The organism is Prevotella communis (genome assembly GCF_022024115.1).
Classification (GTDB): domain Bacteria; phylum Bacteroidota; class Bacteroidia; order Bacteroidales; family Bacteroidaceae; genus Prevotella; species Prevotella communis.
This window is the reverse complement of record NZ_CP091792.1, coordinates 3,019,073-3,040,843: the sequence shown is the minus strand read 5'-3', so window position 1 is coordinate 3,040,843 and position 21,771 is coordinate 3,019,073. Positions and strand designations below refer to the sequence as shown.

Annotated in this window: 9 protein-coding genes, 2 tRNA genes and 3 rRNA genes; 5 read left to right on the top strand and 9 right to left on the bottom strand. The window is 50.7% G+C overall.

All coding sequences use genetic code 11. The features are described 5' to 3' along the window. Nucleotides 1-17 precede the first annotated feature (17 nt). The 4 genes from L6468_RS12655 to L6468_RS12640 all read right to left on the bottom strand — a co-directional run bounded on the left by L6468_RS12655 (nt 18) and on the right by L6468_RS12640 (nt 12,853). Nucleotides 18-4,814, bottom strand: coding sequence for an Ig-like domain-containing protein (locus L6468_RS12655; RefSeq protein WP_237793487.1), 4,797 nt, complete (start codon nt 4,812-4,814; stop codon nt 18-20). A 331-nt stretch (nt 4,815-5,145) separates the two neighbouring features. Then, on the bottom strand, nt 5,146-6,972 hold the full coding sequence (locus L6468_RS12650; protein ID WP_237793486.1) for an Omp28-related outer membrane protein: 1,827 nt from the start codon (nt 6,970-6,972) through the stop codon (nt 5,146-5,148). A gap of 8 nt (nt 6,973-6,980) precedes the next feature. Beyond that, nucleotides 6,981-9,413, bottom strand: coding sequence for a choice-of-anchor J domain-containing protein (locus L6468_RS12645; RefSeq protein WP_237793485.1), 2,433 nt, complete (start codon nt 9,411-9,413; stop codon nt 6,981-6,983). A 77-nt stretch (nt 9,414-9,490) separates the two neighbouring features. Further along, complete coding sequence (locus tag L6468_RS12640; protein ID WP_237793484.1) at nt 9,491-12,853, bottom strand: choice-of-anchor J domain-containing protein; 3,363 nt, start codon at nt 12,851-12,853, stop codon at nt 9,491-9,493. A gap of 587 nt (nt 12,854-13,440) precedes the next feature. On the opposite strand from L6468_RS12640, the gene L6468_RS12635 reads away from it, so the two are divergent. The 5 genes from L6468_RS12635 (at nt 13,441) to rrf (ending at nt 18,621) form a co-directional block, all read left to right on the top strand. Continuing rightward, nucleotides 13,441-14,970 (top strand): 16S ribosomal RNA (locus L6468_RS12635). Between the two features lie 170 nt (nt 14,971-15,140). Then, a tRNA-Ile gene (locus L6468_RS12630) sits at nt 15,141-15,214 on the top strand. Nucleotides 15,215-15,235: 21 nt separating this feature from the next. Beyond that, nucleotides 15,236-15,309, top strand: a tRNA-Ala gene (locus L6468_RS12625). A gap of 168 nt (nt 15,310-15,477) precedes the next feature. Further along, a 23S ribosomal RNA gene (locus tag L6468_RS12620) occupies nt 15,478-18,373 on the top strand. Nucleotides 18,374-18,508: 135 nt separating this feature from the next. Continuing rightward, nucleotides 18,509-18,621 (top strand): 5S ribosomal RNA (gene rrf, locus L6468_RS12615). Together the 16S, 23S and 5S rRNA genes with 2 tRNA genes alongside form the textbook arrangement of a ribosomal RNA operon. A 50-nt stretch (nt 18,622-18,671) precedes the next feature. Here the strand turns inward: rrf and L6468_RS12610 are convergent. The 5 genes from L6468_RS12610 to L6468_RS12590 form a co-directional block, all read right to left on the bottom strand. After that, a complete protein-coding gene (locus L6468_RS12610; RefSeq protein WP_237793483.1) occupies nt 18,672-19,082 on the bottom strand; it encodes an N-acetylmuramoyl-L-alanine amidase in 411 nt (136 codons plus the stop codon). 3 nt (nt 19,083-19,085) lie between these two features. Next, on the bottom strand, nt 19,086-19,181 hold the full coding sequence (locus tag L6468_RS12605) for a smalltalk protein (RefSeq protein ID WP_176944334.1): 96 nt from the start codon (nt 19,179-19,181) through the stop codon (nt 19,086-19,088). Nucleotides 19,182-19,242: 61 nt separating this feature from the next. Then, on the bottom strand, nt 19,243-19,719 hold the full coding sequence (locus tag L6468_RS12600) for an HU family DNA-binding protein (RefSeq protein ID WP_237793482.1): 477 nt from the start codon (nt 19,717-19,719) through the stop codon (nt 19,243-19,245). A gap of 214 nt (nt 19,720-19,933) precedes the next feature. Next, nucleotides 19,934-20,143: a DUF4248 domain-containing protein gene (locus L6468_RS12595; RefSeq protein WP_091818922.1), complete on the bottom strand. Its 210-nt coding sequence runs from the start codon at nt 20,141-20,143 to the stop codon at nt 19,934-19,936. A gap of 272 nt (nt 20,144-20,415) precedes the next feature. Further along, entirely contained in the window at nt 20,416-21,720 is a 1,305-nt protein-coding gene (locus L6468_RS12590; protein ID WP_237793481.1) for a VapE domain-containing protein, read from the bottom strand. Nucleotides 21,721-21,771: the final 51 nt, after the last annotated feature.

Genomic DNA, 21,771 nt, shown 5'->3' with positions numbered 1-21,771 from the left:
TTGTTTTTATTGTTTGTTTACTTTACTAATACTTTCTTCACCTTACCATCGGCAGTACGAACGATGTTCATGCCATTGCGCACCTTGTCGTTCTTCACACCACCTACGGTATAGCTCTCCACGTTAGCAGCACCGGCATAGATGCCGTTGATGCCAGTGGTCTCTGTCAGACTCAGTGCATAGGCGTTAGCGACAGCATCGGCAAACTCAATGTTACTGATGGCGATGTTGTCGTTGCCAGTGATGTTGAGTGAGATGAGCTCACCCTCATTACCCTCGATAGCGGCATTGCCGGTAGAGAAGGCGATGATGCGGTAGGTGTTCTTCGCGATGCGGTTGTAGACAACCTGCAGGCTGGCAGCACGGTTGTTCAGTGATACGCTGTTCAGCATAGCACCCTCGACCAGTGTGACATCCATCTGGAAGCCAACGAATTCAGTGCTGTTGATCAGGTTGAGGCTGGTGCCGTTCTTCGTCAGGAAGTTCACGGCCTCCATCTCGCCACGTGCAGGAGCAGGAGTCTCAGCATTCAGTGCAATGTTCACGATACCAACGGCGTCGCTCACGGTGATATTGCCAGACTTGTTTACGTCGGCCACCTTCAGAGCCTTCTCAGAGGGAACTTCCTTCTCAAGAGCGAAGGTCACGGCTGCCACGGCGTCAGAGGTAGTTACCTCACCGTCGAGGTTCGCATCACCAAGAGGATTAGTGTCAGCCAGGACGAAGTCCTTTATGACGCTGCCCTCTGCAAATGAGATTTCTGCAGTAGCGGTCTTGTAGTCCTCAGAAGCCACAACAGTAGCATTGTAGGTGCGACTAGTCTGAATCACGTTGAAACTGTAAGCACCCTCAGCGTCGGTCTTGCCTTCATACTGTACACCCTCGCCATCGGTGCTAACCAGTGTCACGGTAGCGTTCTCAATAGCAGCACCCTCGCTGTTCTTAACAGTACCAGAGATGGTGGCAGGCTCTACAGCCAGACCAATATGCAGTACTGGGAGAACAGTGTTTGTCCAACTGTTAGACTCGAATGTGCTCTTGTTGTCATTGTAGTGATAATAGGTCAGGCCACTTGTTGCAGAAGTACTCTTCTCAAAGTTTGCAGCTTTCCAGTCGTCAGAATTAGAGCGCATCACGATACGCAGTGCTTTACCTGCTTCGTAAACAATAGGCTCTGCAAATGTCAGTGTGATGAAGTCTGCCAATTCTGTAGCACTTCCTGCTTCAGGCCAGGTCTTTTCCTGGTCAGCGATGAGTTGTGTAAGACCTTCCGTAGGATAGAGACCGTCGGCTGGTTTAGCCTGTTCGGCATCATCACTCCACTCATACCATAAGTTAAATGTTGACTTGGTTTGTGCAGTAGTCTTATAGCCTTTGAAGGTGATAGACTTAATCTTGGCACCGCTTGTCAGACCGTAAGAATTTGCAAGTACATCAGCTGTGTAGAGAGAAACTGACTCACTGTTATAGTAACTCAGGTTGAGTGGTGAGTTAGAGCTTGTACCATCTGCAGTAGCGGTCAGCTCGCTCTTTGCAACTTCTGCGGTAAACACTACATTGACGGGTTCTGTGGCAATGCTATAGTCGCCAGCTTTTACCTCAATGTATACGGGGAACGTACCAACCTTTGGAGACTGGATACCTACTGTCAGTTGTGTGCCAGCGTCACTGAGCTTATTTGTGGTAGGCAGTGCAACAGCAGTACCAGTAGAAGTTGCCTTTCCATCGATGAATGCTGTTACGGTGTAGCTGTCAGCTTCTTCTGCTGCCAGACCGAGGTTCAGAATGTTTACGGTAGCTGCCGAAGGAATATTCTGCATAGCCTCAGTAGGAATGTAGCTAGAAGCAATCTTCAGGTCGTGAGCAACGGCAGCGGGAGTCAGACCGTAGATTTCGTCTACGTAAGCACGTCCACTAATCTCGATACCTATGAAGTAGTCGCCAGCCACGTGAATGGGTGCCTGGAAGGTCTGGAAGTCGGTTGTCATCGGCCTCTCTGTATCTTCTCCGCTAACGCTGAACAGCATGACACGGGTTGTTCCCTCCTCTGCGTTCAGTACCTCTTCACGGGTAGCAGCAGCAAAGACTGTAACCTTGCCTTCTGACCAAGAAGTACTGTAAAGCTTCGCATCAAATTTCAACGTGTCATCAATAGCAGCCGTCAATTTCGGCGTAATGAAGATGTTGTCGGTAGTGTTGCTTGAAGTGATGTAATAGTTGGGAGCATTATAGGTGCCACCGTTGGTCTTGCTGATATTCTTCTGATATACAGAACCTGCAGGCCACTGGTCGCTCTCCGTGCCAAAGTTTGCATAGAACTTCGTAGGATCGAGCTTGGTTCCGCTCAGAGCCAAAGTGAAGGTCTTTTCAGTACCTGTACCATCCAGATAGGTGATAACCATGTCGCCATTATAGGTGGCAGCGTGGGTAGTAGAGAAAGTAATCTCTACAGCCTGTGCAGCAGCGCTGATATTGGTCTCATCGAAGGCAGCAACTGTGAATTCGCCAGCGGGAGTAGCAGTGAAGCCATCAGGAGCAACGATGCTCTTCACGGTCAGAGGAGCAGAACCCCAGTTGTACACGTAGAAGGTCTTCTTGTCGGCAGTGTTTGTCTTGCCAAATGCCACAGGAGTGGTGTAGTCAGTAGGCTCATACCACTTGCTTGAAGGAATGCTGTTGACGAAGTGGAAGATGGGCTCGTTGGTCACAGTGAGATCGAAACCTTCTGTCTCGTACTTCGTACCGTCGGTGAACTCAAATACAATCTTTGAACCCTCATATTTAGTCGTACTTTCTACCTGAGGTGTCCAGTTGAAGGTGAAGGTCTTAGAACTGCTTGCACTTGCAGTCAGCTCAGCTGCAGTAGCTTCAGCCAAAACGGTCTCGTCGCATACATATTTCACGGTGTAGGCCTCGGCAGTTTCATCGCTCAGAGGAATAATATCGATTGATGGCTTAGAAAGAGAAGTACCGCTCTTTACAGAAGCATCGGGCCAGTTGACGTTCTTGATATAGAGGTCGTGGGCCACGTCAACCTTTGTCAGACCAATGATGTTGTCAATCTTGAACTCACCATAGAGTGCGAAAGCTACATAATAGTCGCCCTCGGTCTCGAAGGTGACAGCCTTGTTCACCCAATCAGAAGAACCAATGGCCTCTGCGCCTTCGGTCTCAGCATAGGTGAAGGTGGCAACAGGTTCGCCCCAGGTCTTGCGATCGGTAGAGACATATACTTTTGCATAGTAAGAGTTACCGTATGCACCCTTGATATCGAAGGTCAGCTGCTGACCAGCCGTAGCGTGCAATTTCGGAGTGATGAACTTGTTGTTTCCTGAAGCAAAGCTACTCTGTGTGCGTCCCTTCAGGAAAATCTCGTAGGTGCCAGAATTGTAGCTGTAGTCGCTATTGATACCACTTTCTGCAATGGAACCTGCGGGATAGGCAGGTGTACTGCTGGTGTTGTCAAAGTTGGTTGCCCATGTACCGGCAGGCAGTACATTGCCAGAGAATGCCAGTGTGAAGGTCTTCTCTGCGCCGTCCTTATCAAGATAAACAATTGTCAAATTGCCAGAGAAGTCTCCCAGTGTGGTAGCAGGCAATGTGATATCCAGTGCCTGAGATGCACCCTTGGCAATCACAAGACCCTCAGTGGGAATCTCGGGCATGTTGGCAGATGTAAAGCCTTCGGGCAGGTTGATGCTCTTAATAGTCAGAGGAGCGGTACCCGTGTTGGCAATCTCAAAGTTCTTAGTCGTGTTCTCGCTCACCAAGCCGTAGGCCTGTGCACCTGTGATGCTGCTGGTAGCGGTGCTCTCGGCTGCGCGGAACACGAATATGGGCTCGTATGCGGTAGTACCTGCATAGCGACTAGTCGAAGATGTGGTACCAGTGATATTCTCCTTGACAAAGAAATACTTCCAACCAGAAGAGTAGGGAATATTGAAGGTTACCTCTATAGTATCCGATGCACCTGCTGCAAGATTTTTGGGAATATTAACGCTTGCTTCGTCGAAATAGGTCTTGGTGCCGCTTGGATAGCTTGCATATGCCAGGGTCAGAGTATAGTTCTCGGTAGTGCCTGCGACGAGGTCAACATCACCGGTGTTGCTCAGCAATACCTTCAAGGGTACGCTCAAAGTTCCATCGGCCTGCTGCTCAAAGTAGGTTGTAGAACCCTCAGTGCCGGTCTTTCCTTCCATGTTCATCACAGAGATAACAGAAAGTGCCTTCTGTGGAATGATATTGACAACTGCTGCAGTGAAGTCGTCTAGGTAAACATATTGTGCACGGATAGCGATACGCTGCTCTTCCGTAAGTGTCAGTGTGATTTCTTTCCAATCGTCCTGACCTTCGATGGCTGTATAGCCTTCAGACTCTGTGAAACGCTGAATCAGGTCGCCACGTGTGGTGCCGGCAGCATCAATCTTGTAAACCTCAACGAATGAAGGATTGCTGCTGCTTGCACTGCTGCTGGCCTTCACCTTCATGGTGATTTTGCCAGATACAAGTGGGGTTACCAGCAGGTCATAGCATACGGTTCCACCCTGGCTGTCGCCTGCATACTGACGATAAGCCTGGAGTGAACCTGTACCGTTAAAGCCACCATCAGCGGTATAGCTGTATGACATGTAGTAAGGTCCGTAACCATCATAGTTGCCAGAACCTACAACGTGTCCCCAGTTGCTGCCAAGGATGAATCCATGGTTGCTGGTCGCAATAGAAGTGTTGAAGTCCACTGTATAGGCATCAGCATACACCATACCGCTCAACATCACCAGCAGCATGAGCAATGAAAAACGTATTGTTTTATTCATTTGGTTTTGTTTTTAGGTTTTGCGCCTTCCGGTTCGTGAGCGCATGGAAATACTATAAAATGGTTGTCGTTTGTGCCCATCTGCGAACCTTTTATTATCTCCCAGTCTTAGTGGTGAGACCAGATGTGGTACACGTTATGGTTTATTGTTGCTTTTTTCTATAAAATGGTTACAATCTTTTTTATTTTTAGTTGATATTGATAATAATAGTTGATTAAAATGTCGTTTTTGATTACAAACTGCAAATTTACACATTTTGTCTGAATCCTCCAAGAAATTATCCAAATAATTGGATTAAGGGAAAAAAAAGAAAGGCCCGAAGGCCTTCCTTTTATTTGATGACAGTCTTTTTGCCGTTGATGACGTAGAGACCTGGCTTCAGGTTCTTTGTCTCAACGCGGCGACCATCGAGCGTATAGCAGCCTGTGTGCTTGACGGCAACAGAGGGCTGAATGGTCTCAATACCGGTGATGGTACCCAGTGCTGCCGAGTTGGCATTGATGACATCCATGTCATACAGGTTGTCCTCCGTCACGGCATCCACCTTCTTCGTCAGCAGGCCAACGACCTTGATGTTGTCGGGATTCCATTCTTCTTCGAGTGTGAACTCATAGTTGGCCTCGTACTTGTTGTCGTTGTTGGTGACAGCATCACCGATGGGTGAGGTGACGTAAGCACGGAGCACATCATTATGCAGATAGTTCTGGTTGTTGGTCGTGCGTCCGGTGAGGGCATTCACGGTGGTCTGACGGCTCTTCACCTGATCCTCCGTAATCATCAGTGTCAGGGCCACGTCGCCATAGATGGCCTTTGCCTCGGGCAACATGTCGCCTGTGGCCTTGATGCCAACCTTGCGTGTGGCAGGGTCGTAACTCAGCTTCAGGTCAACAGAGGCAAACGAAGGTGACTCGAAGTCCTGCATCAGCATATCGCTCAGGATGCCTGCACAGAACTCAGCACCTACAGAGGGCAGGTAGTCGTTCATGTCATAGGCAATATGCTCTTCGCCAGGGAAGAACGAGCGGTTGATGCTAAACGCGGGGTGCGTGTAGGCATACAGGTCGTGCAGATAGGCCGCTGAGGCCAGTGCCAGTGGCGTGTTGGGCTTGTGTACATTGACCGTGACCAGCGCACTTGAATTGTCGGCCACCAGTTTCACCATATCGTTCAGATACGGTGTGATGGGCGATGTCTGGTCGGTATAAACCTCCATATAAGCCTTCTGGCGCGCCAGTTTGTTGCGATACACACCAAAGGAAACACTCTTCATGTCGTACTTTGACCTCTCAGGAAGTGCCTCGCCCTCTACCTGACCTACGAAGACCTTCAGCGTGTGAAGACCCGTGGCAATATCGTTGGGTAGTTTCAAGGAGAACTTCCAGTCGGCCTGAACGCCAGTGCGCAGGCTGTCGGTCAAGTTGCTCACCACAGGATCGTTGTCGTCCAGCTGATAGCACAGCTGATAGCGGCCAACAGCCTTACGGCCCACGTTAGAGAAATTGATCATCGCATCAATATTCTCGCCGGGCGCCTTGTATTTGAAACCGATATCAAACCAGGTGATGTCGAGGTCGTAGAGGGGCAGCGAACTGACATCCACGATGAGCTGCACGCAGAGACGACCCAGGCCGCTCAGCGAGTAGAGGTTCAGTCCCTGACCGAAGTTGCCATAGGCATAGAGGGCACCCTCCATGTCGTCGCCAAATCCGCAGAGCCCCCCCTGGTCGGCAGTAATCATCTCAGGCGTCTCAACGTAGTCGAAACCGAAGAACAGCGTTTCGTCGCCCTTGATCTCGTAGCCGCCGTTGTTGAAGAAGATATTGTTCCACCCGGCATAGAGGCGTTGCTTCTGGATGCACAGCGTGTCCATCTTGTTGCTTTTCACCTGATAGACAAATGTGCTGGTACGTCCAAGATCCAGTGCGGCAGCCATGCGTATACCTACAATCTTACAGCCGGCATAGCTGGACAGGGTCTGTGGTGTCATCACGGCACCCACAGGGTAAGTACCAGCCGTACCGAAGGCACCACCGCTCACGGTGATACTGTCTGTCATGATATAGCCCAGCAGACGCTGGTTCTCTGAGAGTCCCTGTGCCAGTGAGGTGAGGGACATGACGGCTGCGAAGGCCGTGAGAAAGATATGACGTAGTTTCATGTGTTGTTTTACTTGCGTATTTTAATGGTTTTACCGTTGTGCTTCACGAGGTAGATACCTGCAGGCACAGCCTCCAGTTTGTTGCCCATGTAAACGCCCGACAGGCTGTATACGGCTGTAGGCATGGCGGCATTGATGGCGGTCTGAGCGATACCGGCTGTACCCTCAATGGTGTAAGTCGCGATTTCTGATTCACCCGACTGATAGATGGCCTTGATGCCCACGGTGTGAGTGCCGGCCGACAGTACGGGGATGGTGTATGAGGCCGTCTGGCTCTCACCAATCTTCTCGCCGTCAACCAGAATATCATAGCGTACCACGTTGCCATAGTCCACCACCTCGCCTTCGCCATTCTCAGGACCTACGGTGAAGTCGTCAATCTGACAGAGGAAGGTGTCGTAGGATACATAGTGGATACCGATGCGGATAGCCATGCCGTTAAACTGGCTCAGGTCTACCTGATAGATGGTCCAGCGCTCAGCGGGAATATTCTCGGCAATACTGATCTTCACGAAGTCATCAGGATTGTCACTGCCGTCGGATACGTAGAACTCCAGTGTCTCGGGATACATGGAAGAGTATGACTTAGCCTTCAGGGTGAGGCTGTAGTTCTCGTGGATGTCAATGACGGGCGAGATGAGCCAGTCGTCGGCTTTGGCCTGCTGAGGCGAGAAGAACGTGATACATTTCTCACCCGTAGGCGCAGCAATGGCGGGGTCGGTAGGCATCATGGCAGGCGTTGTCTTCCAGGGGTTGAACACTATCGGGGCGATAGCCGTTGGTTTGGTGGCTGAACCAGAGCCGGGGAACGATACGATGTTGGTCTGTGAGCCCAGGGCGATGGGGTACACGGGGTATCCGTCGCGGTCGATGCTCTTCCATCCGCCGAAGGTACCGGTGGCGAAGTCGTCGTAGTCCTCAAAGCTGTCGCTGAAAATCAGTTCCTGGTTCCAGCGCAGGGTGTAGGTTGCATCGTCGTTGAGCTTTGCCGTGATGTTGTAGGGCTTCAGCAGATAGTCGTTCAGCGTGATGTCGATGGTGGCATCTGCATTGATGGTCACGGGTTTCTGCAGTGCCTGGAATGCACCTTCCTCCGTGCTGATCGCATACTGTCCGTTGGGCAGTGATGCCAGCTCAACCTTTCCGTCGGCGACGGTCAGGCTGTACGACTCCATGGTAGCTGTGTTGGTGAGTGTCAGGTGCTGACCGTTGGCTGTCAGCTTACTGTTGGCGGTGACGTTCAGAATTACGTGTGAATAGGCATCCGAGGGAATGTTGGCCTCGATGGTTGTCGTCTCACTTTGTGCCTTCAGATAGGTAGCCTTGATGCCGATGGTATGGTTGCCGTTGGCAATGCCTTCCAACACATAACTGCAGTCGGTAGTGGTGGTTACCAGTTCACCGTCCAGATAAATCTGGAACTGTTCGTTGGGAATGGCTGAGGCCTTGGCATTCATACCTACGAACACATTGTCAACCATCAGCATGAACGAGCCGTAACTGTTGTAGTGGCTGATATAGCGGATGGCAAACTTCACCTGTTTGCCTTCGTAGGCCTTCAGGTCGTAGGTGTATTCCTTCCAGCCGGTATAGTCGGCCTTCTCGTAGTTGTCCTGGTCCAGGCGTACGAAGTCTGACTGTGCAGGGTTGTCTGTCTTCGTGGTGACATAGACCATGAAGCGCTCGGGATAGCGGTCGGCAGCCTTGGCGTAGAACGAGAGCACATTCTCGGTGCCTACGGTGACGACGGGCGAGATGAGCCAGTCGTCATTGGCATTACCGCTGTTGGTACGGGTGAAACCGATATACTGCTTGCCGTCGTAAGGACGCAGGATGGGGTAGTCGTACCACCACACAGGGTCTACGGCGAGCGGGTTGATCACCTGGGCATACTGCAGTACGCCGCGGTTGGGGTAGGTGCCTACCAGGGGAGCGGCGGCTTCCATGTCTACGTCGATGCCGGTCCATCCGCCAAAGTTGATGGCGAAGGGCTCATAACTCTCGAAGTCATCGAAGAAAGCCGGTTCTTCCGTGTTCCATGACAGGTTGATGGTGTTCTTGCCGGTGAAGATGTCGTGCACGGTCTCTGCCTTCAGGGCAAAGGGCTGACGCGTTTTCTCGGTCAGCTGGATATTGATCTGCTTCGTGGTCTCGCCTTCAGCAACGACGAAGTCCTGCTCCACGGGGATAAAGCCGCCGCGGTTCAGGCTGACGTGGTGGTTGCCGGCATAGACCATCAGGGTGCATTTCCCGTTGGCATCAAGTGACAGAGAACCGTATCCCAGTTCGTAGTCGGTCTGGGTAATCTTCAGGCTCTGTCCCTTCAGGTTGTCGCCTTCAACAGACGTCACCTGGATGGTCAGTTGGGTGTTTCGCTCCTGCGCATAGGCCGTGAGCGTCAGTAATAGAAATAAGAGAGAAAAGGGTAGATATTTTTTCATTGGTTGATGTTAAGCGAAAAGGGTAATGAGTGCACCGGCATGCGATGTAACCCATTACCCCTGATATTCAGTATAAATTACTTGCGGATCACTTTCACGGTCTTTCCGTTGGCGGTCTTGATGATATACATGCCTTTCTGGTTGCCGTTGGCCACCTGTACACCGTTGAGGTTGTAAACAGCCACGGGAGCATCCTCGCTGGTGATATTCTTCACGCACTCAATACCGGTCAGGTCTGCATTACCTACGTGGTTGAAGGTGAAGTCATCGAAGAAGGCCAGGAAGCTGGCGCTGTTGGTGGTGTGGCGCACGGCTACGTAGATGTTCTTGCCTGCATATGCAGAGAGATCCACGTTGAAGTGGTGCCACTGGTTCTCACCCAGATAAGCCATCTCGGTGGGGTTCATCACGGCCTTGAAGTCGGTGGTCTTGGTATTACCAGTCTCGCTGACCAGCACCTCTACGCTGTGCAGGTCGTTGTCGCCAACAAATACCGAACCGGTAGTAGAGAGGTTGCGTGCATAGAAATCAAGGGTAGCACCCTCGGCAGGCGTTATCTGCTTGCTGATAAGCCAGTCGTTGGCGGCTGTCTGATCGTCGGGCGATGCTGCTGCCAGTGTGCCGATACCGTTGTGAGCCTTCAGGTTGGCATTGTAGTGCTGAGCCTGTGTGAAGGCGATGCGTCCGCCGTCGTCCTCAATAATGGTCTGGTAGTAGCCCAACTGGTGTGTCACCTTGCGGTCCACGTCGATGGTGGTGAAGTCATCCTTCCAGTTGTAGTCCAGAGGATTCATCTCGAAACCGTAGAAGAGTACGTCGCTTGCCAGACCTTCACCGCTCACGGGGAAGGTTACCTTGCTGCCGCTCTCAAACTCAACGGTCATCACGTCCTCGATGGCCTTGGCAGACTCGCCGGCATTGAACTGCAGGTTGAAGGTGATACCCTCGCCAACGGCAATCTCGGTGCCTGCGGCGATAGAGCTTTCGAAATTGTTGGTGCCGAAGCTGACGCTCTTCACCTTCAGGGCTCTCTTACCCTTGTTCAGCATGGTGAACTGGTCGCCAGAGTTAACGGCCTTGCCGAAGTTGATCTTGCCGGCATTCCAACCCTCCTGGTTGAATACGGCCATATCGTCTACGTTACCGTTGATCACGATGTTGTCAAGAGCTGCCTCACCGGTCTGGTTGGCGAAGCTGGTGTTAACCCAACGGAACTGTACCTTCTTACCTGCATATTCTGTCAGGTCGATGGTCTCGTTGCGCCAGTACTTCTTACCGTCCATACCTTCGATGCTGTTCTCAGACAGGTATGAAGCCTGCTTCCATTCGCCGTCGGCAAAGATCTCGAATGCGATGTCGCTGACACCATTGCCGCCTTCTACGTTCTGCTTCTTCAGCAGACCGGTCTCGTCAACAATCAGGTCGCTGGGATGATCGTTACCCCAAACGAATGAGATGCTCATGCCCTGACCACCTGCGGGGAGGTTGAATTCGGGAGAGGTCAGAATAGACTGCTGGCCGGCGTCCTTCCAACCGGTAGCGAGTGAAACACCCTTGCCACCATAAGGATAGATATTGTTGGGAGTCCAGGCCTGGAACTTATAGCTGCCTGTAGTAGTGCTCAACCAGCCTGTGGGCACGGGAGCTGTATTGGTGCACTCGTCGAAGTTCTCGGTATAGGGGAATTCCATCACAGAGGCGTCGGGCTGTGTAGTGAACTTCCATGTGCTGGCTGTCGTAGCGTCGCCCTTGTCGTTATAGGCCACAACCTTCCATTTGTAGGTCGTCGCATAGTCGCACTGAGGAATGGTGTAGGTCAGCACGTTACCCAGGTCGCCACCGTCAATTAGGTCGTTAACCTCAGCATTGGTGCCCACATAGAGCTTGTAGCCCTTGGCAAACTGAGCAGGGCCCCATTCCAGTTTCACGTTCTTGGGATATACGTCCTTGGCATTTGATGCTGGGGCAATCAGGGTAGCACTGCCGGGTACGCCGTTAGCACCATATACATGGGGCAGCAGCACGCGGTCCAGTGTGAAGTTTGAGTGGTCGTAAGCACCCTCGTCGTCGCTCTCGATAGCGGGGTAGTACCAGCGCACATAACTGTTGTCTGTACCATCCTCACCCAGGTCAACCTCGGCGGTGAGCAGTTTGTTCAGTCCGTTCTGATAGTCGCTGGTCCATACGGTCTTCCAGTTGTCGCCACCATCGGTCGACAGCTGGAGTTCAATGTCATATTCGGGGACACTTTCACCATCATACTGATTATAATAGGTGAAATATACCTTACCGCCATCGGTCAGATCCAGACGGGGTGAACGGAGTGTAGTAGCACTGAAGTCGCCACCGGCATAGGCGCTCTGGTCGCCCTCGATGGCTGCGTTAGAGCCGCGCCATCCGTTGCTCTTCCATCCTGCAGGGGGGAAATACTGGTTGAAACCTTCGAGGGTATAGCCTTCGGGAACGGCGTTCTTGTTGGCTGAGTAGGCAATCTTCACGTCGCCACCAGTGGTGTGAATCACAGCTTCGCCTTTGGCAGGAGCAAACATTGTGGCGGTATAGGTCAACTGGAAGTTCACCTTGTCGTAAGCGCGCAGGTCTACTGTTTCGGGATCCAGCGTGGTACCGACGCCGCTGGGCAGGTCCATACCAGTGATCTTCAGACCGTTCTTACCAATATTGGTCAGGGTAATCACCTCACTATACATCTTCTCGCCGATATACATATCCTTGAAATCGTAGCGATCCAGTGAGATGCTGGCAAGAGGACCATTGACGGGGGTGAACTTCTTGACGGTGATGTCGTCAATCCATGCGATATTGGCGATGGGGGCCATCATCTTGTAAACGAAAGCCAGCTTCACCTTCTCACCTTTCCAGTCGCTCAGATCAATCTTTGAGGTGTGGGGATCCCATGCGTCGATTGGGAATACGGTGACACCACTCTCGCGGAGCATAGCCTCGTTCTGGATAGAGAACACGGTCTCGGCGCTGTTGATGTCGTTGTTGGTAACTACACGTACCTGAAGATCGTAGCGGGAGTTGTCGCGGTTGTTCATGGGACTAACCTTCCATGAGAACTGCAGCTGGTAGGTGTCGTTCAGGTCGAGCTCGGGTGAGAGCAGGATTTCTTCACGTGGTCCCTGACCGTCTACTGTGTTGCCACTTGAGATAGGACCGTCGCAGGCTGCGCAGTTGGCACCAGAAAGGGTAGGACCGGCTTGTGAAGTGGGATCGGCGTAGTAGTTGTACCAGTTGTACGTCGTGTTGGTGCCTTTGTACGAATCAATGGTCGTCCAACCTTCGGTACGTGTTAATGGGGTTTTGGCTGGCTGCGTTAATCCTGTTTCAAAATCTTCTTCTAAAATCGTTTGGCCAATAGCCGGCATTGTAGATGCCAGTGCTAAGGTCATGGTTAAAATTAATTGTAGTTTTTTCATATTATTACGAAATTTATGCTTTTTCTTTCAAATCGGCGTGCAAAGGTACGGTTTTTCTGATAAACCGACAAATAAAAATGCAAAAAACTTAGAATTTATTTTTATTATTTGATATTTCTTGCATATTAATGCGATTGTAACCTGTATCATCTGTGCAATCTGTGGTAGAAAATCCGTTTCATCCGTTCAATCCGTTGTTTCTGGCTCTTTGCAAAAACAGTTCTCCCTATATAATATATAATAAGGTGAAGGCTGTTTTGTATATTGATATAAATCAAGAGCGCATAAAAAATGCATGAAAAAAGTGATTTTTTATAGGAAAAGTTTTGGTGGTTCAGAAAAAAGTCGTACCTTTGCACCCGCAAATCAGGAACACCTCCTGACAAGCAAAATAGGAAAGAGTTCTTTGAAAGATTTACATAGACAGAAGTAGTACAAGAAGCGAGAGTAATTTCGGTTACTCTTGGGTAGAAGAAACAAACCGTTTAATTCTTAACTTGATACTGGATAGTCGTTCTGAGACAGATATAAAAGATTGTGAAAGCAGCATTTCCTGCTTTAGCAAAACTTTAGAGATAAAACATTTTACAATGAAGAGTTTGATCCTGGCTCAGGATGAACGCTAGCTACAGGCTTAACACATGCAAGTCGAGGGGCAGCATAATCGAAGCTTGCTTTGATTGATGGCGACCGGCGCACGGGTGAGTAACGCGTATCCAACCTTCCCCTTAGTAGAGGATAGCCCGGCGAAAGTCGGATTAATACTCTATGTTATTCGTAGAAGACATCTGAAATGAATCAAAGGTTTACCGCTAAGGGATGGGGATGCGTCTGATTAGGTTGTTGGCGGGGTAACGGCCCACCAAGCCCACGATCAGTAGGGGTTCTGAGAGGAAGGTCCCCCACATTGGAACTGAGACACGGTCCAAACTCCTACGGGAGGCAGCAGTGAGGAATATTGGTCAATGGACGGAAGTCTGAACCAGCCAAGTAGCGTGCAGGATGACGGCCCTATGGGTTGTAAACTGCTTTTGTACGGGAATAAAGTGCGGGACGTGTCCCGTTTTGTATGTACCGTAAGAATAAGGACCGGCTAATTCCGTGCCAGCAGCCGCGGTAATACGGAAGGTCCGGGCGTTATCCGGATTTATTGGGTTTAAAGGGAGCGCAGGCTGGAGATTAAGCGTGACGTGAAATGCCGCGGCTCAACCGTGGAAGTGCGTCGCGAACTGGTTTCCTTGAGTGTATTCGACGTCAGCGGAATTCGTGGTGTAGCGGTGAAATGCTTAGATATCACGAAGAACTCCGATTGCGAAGGCAGCTGGCGAGGCTATAACTGACGCTAAAGCTCGAAGGTGCGGGTATCGAACAGGATTAGATACCCTGGTAGTCCGCACGGTAAACGATGGATGCCCGCTGTATGCGATATAGTGTATGCGGCCAAGCGAAAGCGTTAAGCATCCCACCTGGGGAGTACGCCGGCAACGGTGAAACTCAAAGGAATTGACGGGGGCCCGCACAAGCGGAGGAACATGTGGTTTAATTCGATGATACGCGAGGAACCTTACCCGGGCTTGAACTGCAGGAGAACGATTCAGAGATGATGAGGCCCTTCGGGGCTCCTGTGGAGGTGCTGCATGGTTGTCGTCAGCTCGTGCCGTGAGGTGTCGGCTTAAGTGCCATAACGAGCGCAACCCCTGCGACTAGTTGCCATCAGGTTATGCTGGGCACTCTGGTTGGACTGCCACCGTAAGGTGTGAGGAAGGTGGGGATGACGTCAAATCAGCACGGCCCTTACGTCCGGGGCTACACACGTGTTACAATGGGTGGTACAGAGAGATGGTGTTCCGTAAGGCGCATCTAATCCTAAAAGCCATCCTCAGTTCGGATTGGGGTCTGCAACCCGACCCCATGAAGCTGGATTCGCTAGTAATCGCGCATCAGCCATGGCGCGGTGAATACGTTCCCGGGCCTTGTACACACCGCCCGTCAAGCCATGAAAGCCGGGGGCGCTTGAAGTCCGTGACCGCAAGGATCGGCCTAGAGCGAAACTGGTAATTGGGGCTAAGTCGTAACAAGGTAGCCGTACCGGAAGGTGCGGCTGGAACACCTCCTTTCTGGAGAGAATGACTATAAAAGGTAAAAGTGAATAGTGAAAAGTGAAGAATTTGCTACCGCTTTTAGTTAAGAAGGTTAGTTTTTAACCCAGTGCTTCTTTACTGCTGATGTTTATATATAAGAATAGAGAAAGATGAAGCTGAGCGTAGTAACGGCGAAGCTTGAAGCCAGTCCTATAGCTCAGTTGGTTAGAGCGCCACACTGATAATGTGGAGGTCGGCAGTTCAAGTCTGCCTGGGACTACATCCGACTCGAATAAAAGTTGGGGGATTAGCTCAGTTGGCTAGAGCACCTGCTTTGCAAGCAGGGGGTCAACGGTTCGAATCCGTTATTCTCCACAATCCTCTTATAGAGGAAGAGATCTTTGACATATTGACACACAAGACTGTAAGTAAAGACTTTAAGAAGTCAAACTGAGTAGATTAAAAAATCTCAAAATTACAGCTGAAAGTATGAGCTATGCATTGAATGTTTAATGTTTAATCATTAATGTTTAATGTATATAGGCGAAAGCAAGTTAGGGCGTCTGGTGGATGCCTTGGCTCTCGGAGGCGATGAAGGACGTGATAAGCTGCGATAAGCTCTGGGTAGATGCAAATAATCTTTGATCCAGGGATTTCCGAATGGGACAACCCAGCAGTCTGAAGGACTGTTATTCCTACAAAGGTAGGAAGGCAAACGGGGGGAACTGAAACATCTTAGTACCCCTAGGAAGAGAAAATAAACAATGATTCCCCTAGTAGTGGCGAGCGAACGGGGAAGAGCCCAAACCTGTTATGTAGCAATGCATAATGGGGGTTGTAGGACCACGCCGTGGTACTCTGATCATGAGCAGAATGTTCTGGAAAGTTCAACCATAGAAGATGAAAGTTCTGTACGCGAAGTGAAATGAGGCCTAGTGGTATCCTGAGTAACGCGGAGCACGAGGAATTCTGCGCGAATCTGCCGGGACCATCCGGTAAGGCTAAATACTCCCGAGAGACCGATAGCGAACCAGTACCGTGAGGGAAAGGTGAAAAGCACCCCTATTAGGGGAGTGAAATAGTACCTGAAACCAGTCGCCTACAAGCGGTCGGAGCTAGTTATACTAGTGACGGCGTGCCTTTTGCATAATGAACCTACGAGTTACCATGTCCGGCGAGGTTAAGCCCTTCTGGGGCGCAACCGCAGTGAAAGCGAGGCTGAAGAGGCCGCCCAAGTCGGATGGGGTAGACGCGAAACCGAGTGATCTACACATGTCCAGGATGAAGTCCCGGTAACACGGGATGGAGGTCCGCACCGATAAGCGTTGAAAAGCTTCCGGATGAGGTGTGTGTAGGAGTGAAAGGCCAATCAAACTCGGAGATAGCTCGTACTCCCCGAAAGGCATTTAGGTGCCGCGTCGGATGGTCACCGTGAGAGGTAGAGCGACCGATAGGTCAAGAGGGCTTCACCGCCTATCGAGACCTGACGAACTCCGAATGCTCACGGTCTGCAGTCCGGCAGTAAGGGGGCGGGTGCTAAGGTCCGTCCCCGAGAGGAGAAGAATCCAGACCGCCGTCTAAGGTCCCGGAATCCTGTCTGAGTTAGTCTAACGAAGTGTGGCCTCGATGACAGCTAGGATGTTGGCTTGGAAGCAGCCATTCATTCAAAGAGTGCGTAACAGCTCACTAGTCGAGAGGCCGTGCATGGATAATAATCGGGTATAAGACAGGTACCGAAGGCGCGGGATAGCATTAAGAAGTATCGGTAGGGGAGCATTCCAGCGACGTCGAAGGTGAAGGATGACCTTCACTGGAGTTTCTGGAAAAGCAAATGTAGGTATAAGTAACGATAAGACGGGTGAGATTCCCGTCCGCCATAAGACTAAGGTTTCCCGGGCGATGTCAATCACCCCGGGGTGAGTCGGGTCCTAAGTTTAAGCCGAACGGCGAGAGCGATGGCTGACACGGTTAATATTCCGTGACTACCATACGGGGCGACGTGGTGACGGAGCAGTGACACTGCCGCGTGCTGACGGAATAGCACGTTGAAGCGTGTAGGTGTAGAGGAGTGCAGGCAAATCCACACTCCGAGCCGAACGTGACAGTACAGGGTCTTCTTCGGAAGAGCTTGATAGCGCAGGTAAACATACTCCCGAGAAAAACCGCTAAGCTTAACCCGTGTGGTACCCGTACCGCAAACGGACACACGTAGTCGGGTAGAACATACTAAGGCGTTGAGAGATTCGTGGCTAAGGAACTAGGCAAACTGACCCTGTAACTTCGGGATAAAGGGTCCTCACTTTAAGTGAGGCGCAGAGAATAGGTCCAGGCAACTGTTTAACAAAAACACAGGGCTGTGCAAACTCGAAAGATGAGGTATACAGCCTGACACCTGCCCGGTGCTGGAAGGTTAAGAGGAGATGTCAGTCTTCGGATGAAGCATTGAATTGAAGCCCCAGTAAACGGCGGCCGTAACTATAACGGTCCTAAGGTAGCGAAATTCCTTGTCGGGTAAGTTCCGACCTGCACGAATGGTGTAATGATCCGGACGCTGTCTCGGCCACGATCTCAGTGAAATTGTAGTATCGGTGAAGATGCCGATTACCCGCGATGGGACGAAAAGACCCCGTGAACCTTTACTACAGCTTAGCACTGACCTTGGTCATCGGATGTGTAGGATAGGCCGGAGGCTATGAAGTGGGCGCGCCAGCGTTCATGGAGCCGCCGTTGAAATACGGCCCTTCTGCTGCCTGAGGTCTAACACGCAGATGCGTGGACACTGTTTGGTGGGTAGTTTGACTGGGGTGGTCGCCTCCAAAAGCGTAACGGAGGCTTCCAAAGGTGCCCTCGGGCCGATTGGTAACCGGCCTTATAGAGTGTAAAGGCAAAAGGGCGCTTGACTGGGAGGCAGACATGCCGAGCAGGCAGGAAACTGGGGCTTAGTGATCCGGTGCAAGTGTATGGAAACTGCATCGCTCAAAGGATAAAAGGTACTCCGGGGATAACAGGCTGATCCCCCCCAAGAGCTCATATCGACGGGGTGGTTTGGCACCTCGATGTCGGCTCGTCACATCCTGGGGCTGGAGAAGGTCCCAAGGGTTGGGCTGTTCGCCCATTAAAGTGGCACGCGAGCTGGGTTCAGAACGTCGTGAGACAGTTCGGTCTCTATCTATCGTGGGCGTGGGAGTCTTGAGTGGATCGGACACTAGTACGAGAGGACCGTGTTTGACTGACCTCCGGTTTACCGGTTGTACCGCCAGGTGCACCGCCGGGTATCCGCGTCGGGATCGGATAAGCGCTGAAAGCATCTAAGTGCGAAGCCGGCCACAAGATGAGGGCTCCATTGAGGGTCGTCGTAGACTACGACGTTGATAGGGTGCAGGTGTAAAGACAGTGATGTCAAAGCCGAGCACTACTAATTGCCCGAAGGCTTTCGCTGCTAAAGCGCATGCTTTCAACTGTGACAGTATTGACGCTGAAGTTTTGTCTTCAGTCTTAGTGTGATATGTCAACCTTATACGCGGTTGTATAATTGTCAATTATCAATTGTCAATTATCAATTTAGCAAAGATATTCAGGTGGCTATTGCGGCGGGGTCCCACCTCTTCCCATTCCGAACAGAGAAGTTAAGCCCGCTTGCGCCGATGGTACTGCAATGCAATGCGGGAGAGTAGGAGGCTGCCATTTTTACAAAGTGAAGACCCTGATTCAGCAATGAGTCAGGGTCTTTTTCGTGTTTACAAGTCTTGATATTCTGTCTTGGCATCAAAGCAAGGACAGGCTTTGTGGACATTGGGAAGGTCGCGATGACCCAGGATCTGCGCTTGGGGATGTTCCCGTTTGAGCCTCTTGAGCAGTGCAAGGAGCGCTCGCTTCTGTTTGATGGTCCTGGTATCGGCCGTTTTGCCCTCCTTATCCAACCCTCCTTCGTAGCATACACCCAGGGAACGACTGTTATAGCCCTTGGCATGGGCACCGATGAGTTGCTCATGACGTGTCTGGGTGACGGTGCCGTCGCGTGTGATGTAGTAGTGGTAGCCCGTGAACCCGAAGCGATCGCGATGGTCGCGGATCAGTTGCATCACGCTATAGCGCCGATTGCAACGGGTGGCGGAGCAGTGCACTACGATTAAATCTATACTACGCATGGGCTACATACAACTAGCTACACCGAGTGCTGTGGCGATGGCCGACAGCATGCTAATACTTGTTTGAATCACGAATTTCCATAATGTCTTATTCTTCATTTTTCCTGAAATTTAATGATTAATGTTTAATGATTAATGATTAATGTTTAATGTTTAATGTTTAGGGGTTTACAGGTCCTTCGTTGTTTCCGCCTCCTCCGTTCCCGTCATCCGTGGTACCGCCGTTAGCGATGTTCGTATTAGCCGTGGCCTTCATCAGTGAAGCCTCCAGGTTCAGGCTCTTGGTGATCAGTTCACCGGTGGCACGTGCACGGAGTTTCACGCCCTGGATATTCTTGACGACCGAGAAATCGGCCTCGCTCTTGGCACCGCCCTTGGTGTTCTTGATACCCAGAGAGAAGATGGCAAGGTCGGCAATCTTCACGTTCTTTCCCTCCAGAAGCTGTTCCTTGATGATGCTGACCATATCGGTGAGCAAACCATTGACAGCACCCTTAGAGAAACCGGTGTTATGGAGGCACATCAGTTCTGCCAGCTTGGAGAGGTTGACGGTCTGCTTAATGTCGGGATAGGCAAACCAGTTACCTTTTGATACAGAATGCGGGTTCTTGTTTTGTTTCAATACGTAGGAAATCATAATGGTAAAGTTAAAGTGAATAGTGAAGAGTGAAAAAATCTTTTAGTCGCTCCGCTTTGTAAAAGCGAGCAGAGCTCGAGCGGCTTCCGCGCGAAAAGCTTTCTACACTCGTCAGAGCGTTTCTCTGATAATGCAAAGGTACTACATTTGGAAGCCGTGATTCGTGCACAACGTGCGCATCGATGCCTGCGGATGCGATAAAGTGCGATAATCTTTATGGTTCACCCAGATGTTCTATGATGAACCTGACGGCCTGGGCCGAGTAGAATTTGGCGTGCCTGCTCTGGTGGCAACTTCTCAGTGCTTCAACGAGTGAGGGGTTGCCTTTTATCCACTTTGTGAGGTGATTGGTGGCTACATGAGGTTCGCTGTCGGGGAAATACATGAGAGCCAATTCGCTTTTGGGGTAACTTTTGATAATCATTTTTCCTTGTTTGTTTTGATGGATTTGTGCCTGTATTTGACTGTAGATTTATAAACCACTTGTTTTGACATCGCAGTTTAGTGACTTTGAGGTCGTAAATTAGTGACTTACGCCTTGTTACTCAATGATTTACGAGTCCTTATTCAGTGCTTTGGCAGGCCTTAACCTATTGTTTGTGAAGAAGGCTTTCTGAGAAATACAGATACAGATGATACAGTACATTTTATAGACTTTCTCGCGTACGTATATGTGCAGGTGTACGCAAAGCGTTTTCAGAATACCTCCGTATCATCTGTATCTGTATGTCCTGTTTCCTGGGCCATAGCACTGCGTAAGGCACGCATTTCCTCTGCACTTCTACGTATCGCAATATAGCCTCGTACGTTTCTGCTTGTCTTTCGCTCGAAGCCTAATTCGGCAAAGGCACGTCCCAAAAGAACACTACTGATTTTCTGAGTGATGCCTAAGCCCACAATTTGCAAGGCCAATGCGATGCTGATAAACTCGCCAGGCTCTTTTCCAACGGGTTTGCGGAAGTACTGTTGTACAAGTTCCTGTTCCAGTCGCGGTGCCTCAAACTGCTTGTTGTGCTCCTGCAGCTTCAGGATTTCCTCGCGTGAGAACCAGTAGCGGTAGCCCTGCTGGTAGAGGGTATAGGCCTGTGAGTAGATACCCATATAATCGAAGGGATGATCTCGTGGCGACTCGATGCTTTCAACTTCAAAGGGCAGCCAACGGCGGTTGCCCGTGGGGTCGCTAAGAAACTGAGCGTTGTTACCCGTGCCACAGAACGAGGCGATATGTTTGCGGTGTTCATGGAAGTGGGCATAGGCAGCACGCTCGTCGATAGAGGGCATGGTGACAGCAGCCTTCAGTTGGTTGAGTTCCGAGGGTTTCATAGTGTCCAGCTCTTCGCAGCACACCAGTCCGTATTGTGCCAGTGTCAGGAGGTCATCACGCCCCATGCGGTTGGCGTTTGTTTTCGTATAGAAGTATTTCGAAAGCTCTGGCGGTAGCAGGTAATTGAACCAGGTGGTCTTATAAGAGCCCTGTTCACCGATGAGTACCAGGATCACATTGTTGACCACCTTTGGGTCTATCCATCCTGCCACCATGCCCACCAGCCATTTCTTCAGGTAATTGGCAAAGAGCATCTGCTCCTCTATCTCGCCCTTCACCGTGACAGATACCGACATCGCCAGGATATAATCCTGTCCGTCCCATTTAGGCAGGTGTTCCAGAAAGTAGAGGAATGGGTGATAGTCGGGCACAAAGTCCGACTCAATCACATGGTATACATCCTGGATGCGCACCTTCTTCTCTTTCGACATCTCCGTCCATAGCGAGTTCACGATGCGGTCGGTGATAGGCTGCCAGTCAGTTCCGTCGTTCTCATAACTCGAAGGTATCCTGCACTCCACACGTTTGGTGATGACGTTATGTCTCAGAAAAATCCTGTCCGCCAGAAAGGCTTTAATGTCTTCTGGCATGGCCGTGTACTCCTTCCAGTTGGGCTTATGCTCCTTCTTCAGGTCTTCAGTCTGTCTACTTCTCTTGCTTTTTTCTTTTTGCATCATAATTATCAATAGATTAAATTACGATGCAAAGTTAGTAGGAATCAAAGGAAA

Bases quoted from the DNA above. Each gene is read 5' to 3' on its own strand.
- L6468_RS12590 (WP_237793481.1), bottom strand. From the start codon at position 21,720: ATGATGCAAAAAGAAAAAAGCAAGAGAAGTAGACAGACTGAAGACCTG.
- L6468_RS12650 (WP_237793486.1), bottom strand. From the start codon at position 6,972: ATGAAACTACGTCATATCTTTCTCACGGCCTTCGCAGCCGTCATGTCC.
- L6468_RS12655 (WP_237793487.1), bottom strand. From the start codon at position 4,814: ATGAATAAAACAATACGTTTTTCATTGCTCATGCTGCTGGTGATGTTG.
- L6468_RS12640 (WP_237793484.1), bottom strand. From the start codon at position 12,853: ATGAAAAAACTACAATTAATTTTAACCATGACCTTAGCACTGGCATCT.
- L6468_RS12605 (WP_176944334.1), bottom strand. From the start codon at position 19,181: ATGAAGAATAAGACATTATGGAAATTCGTGATTCAAACAAGTATTAGC.
- L6468_RS12610 (WP_237793483.1), bottom strand. From the start codon at position 19,082: ATGCGTAGTATAGATTTAATCGTAGTGCACTGCTCCGCCACCCGTTGC.
- L6468_RS12645 (WP_237793485.1), bottom strand. From the start codon at position 9,413: ATGAAAAAATATCTACCCTTTTCTCTCTTATTTCTATTACTGACGCTC.
- L6468_RS12600 (WP_237793482.1), bottom strand. From the start codon at position 19,719: ATGATTTCCTACGTATTGAAACAAAACAAGAACCCGCATTCTGTATCA.
- L6468_RS12595 (WP_091818922.1), bottom strand. From the start codon at position 20,143: ATGATTATCAAAAGTTACCCCAAAAGCGAATTGGCTCTCATGTATTTC.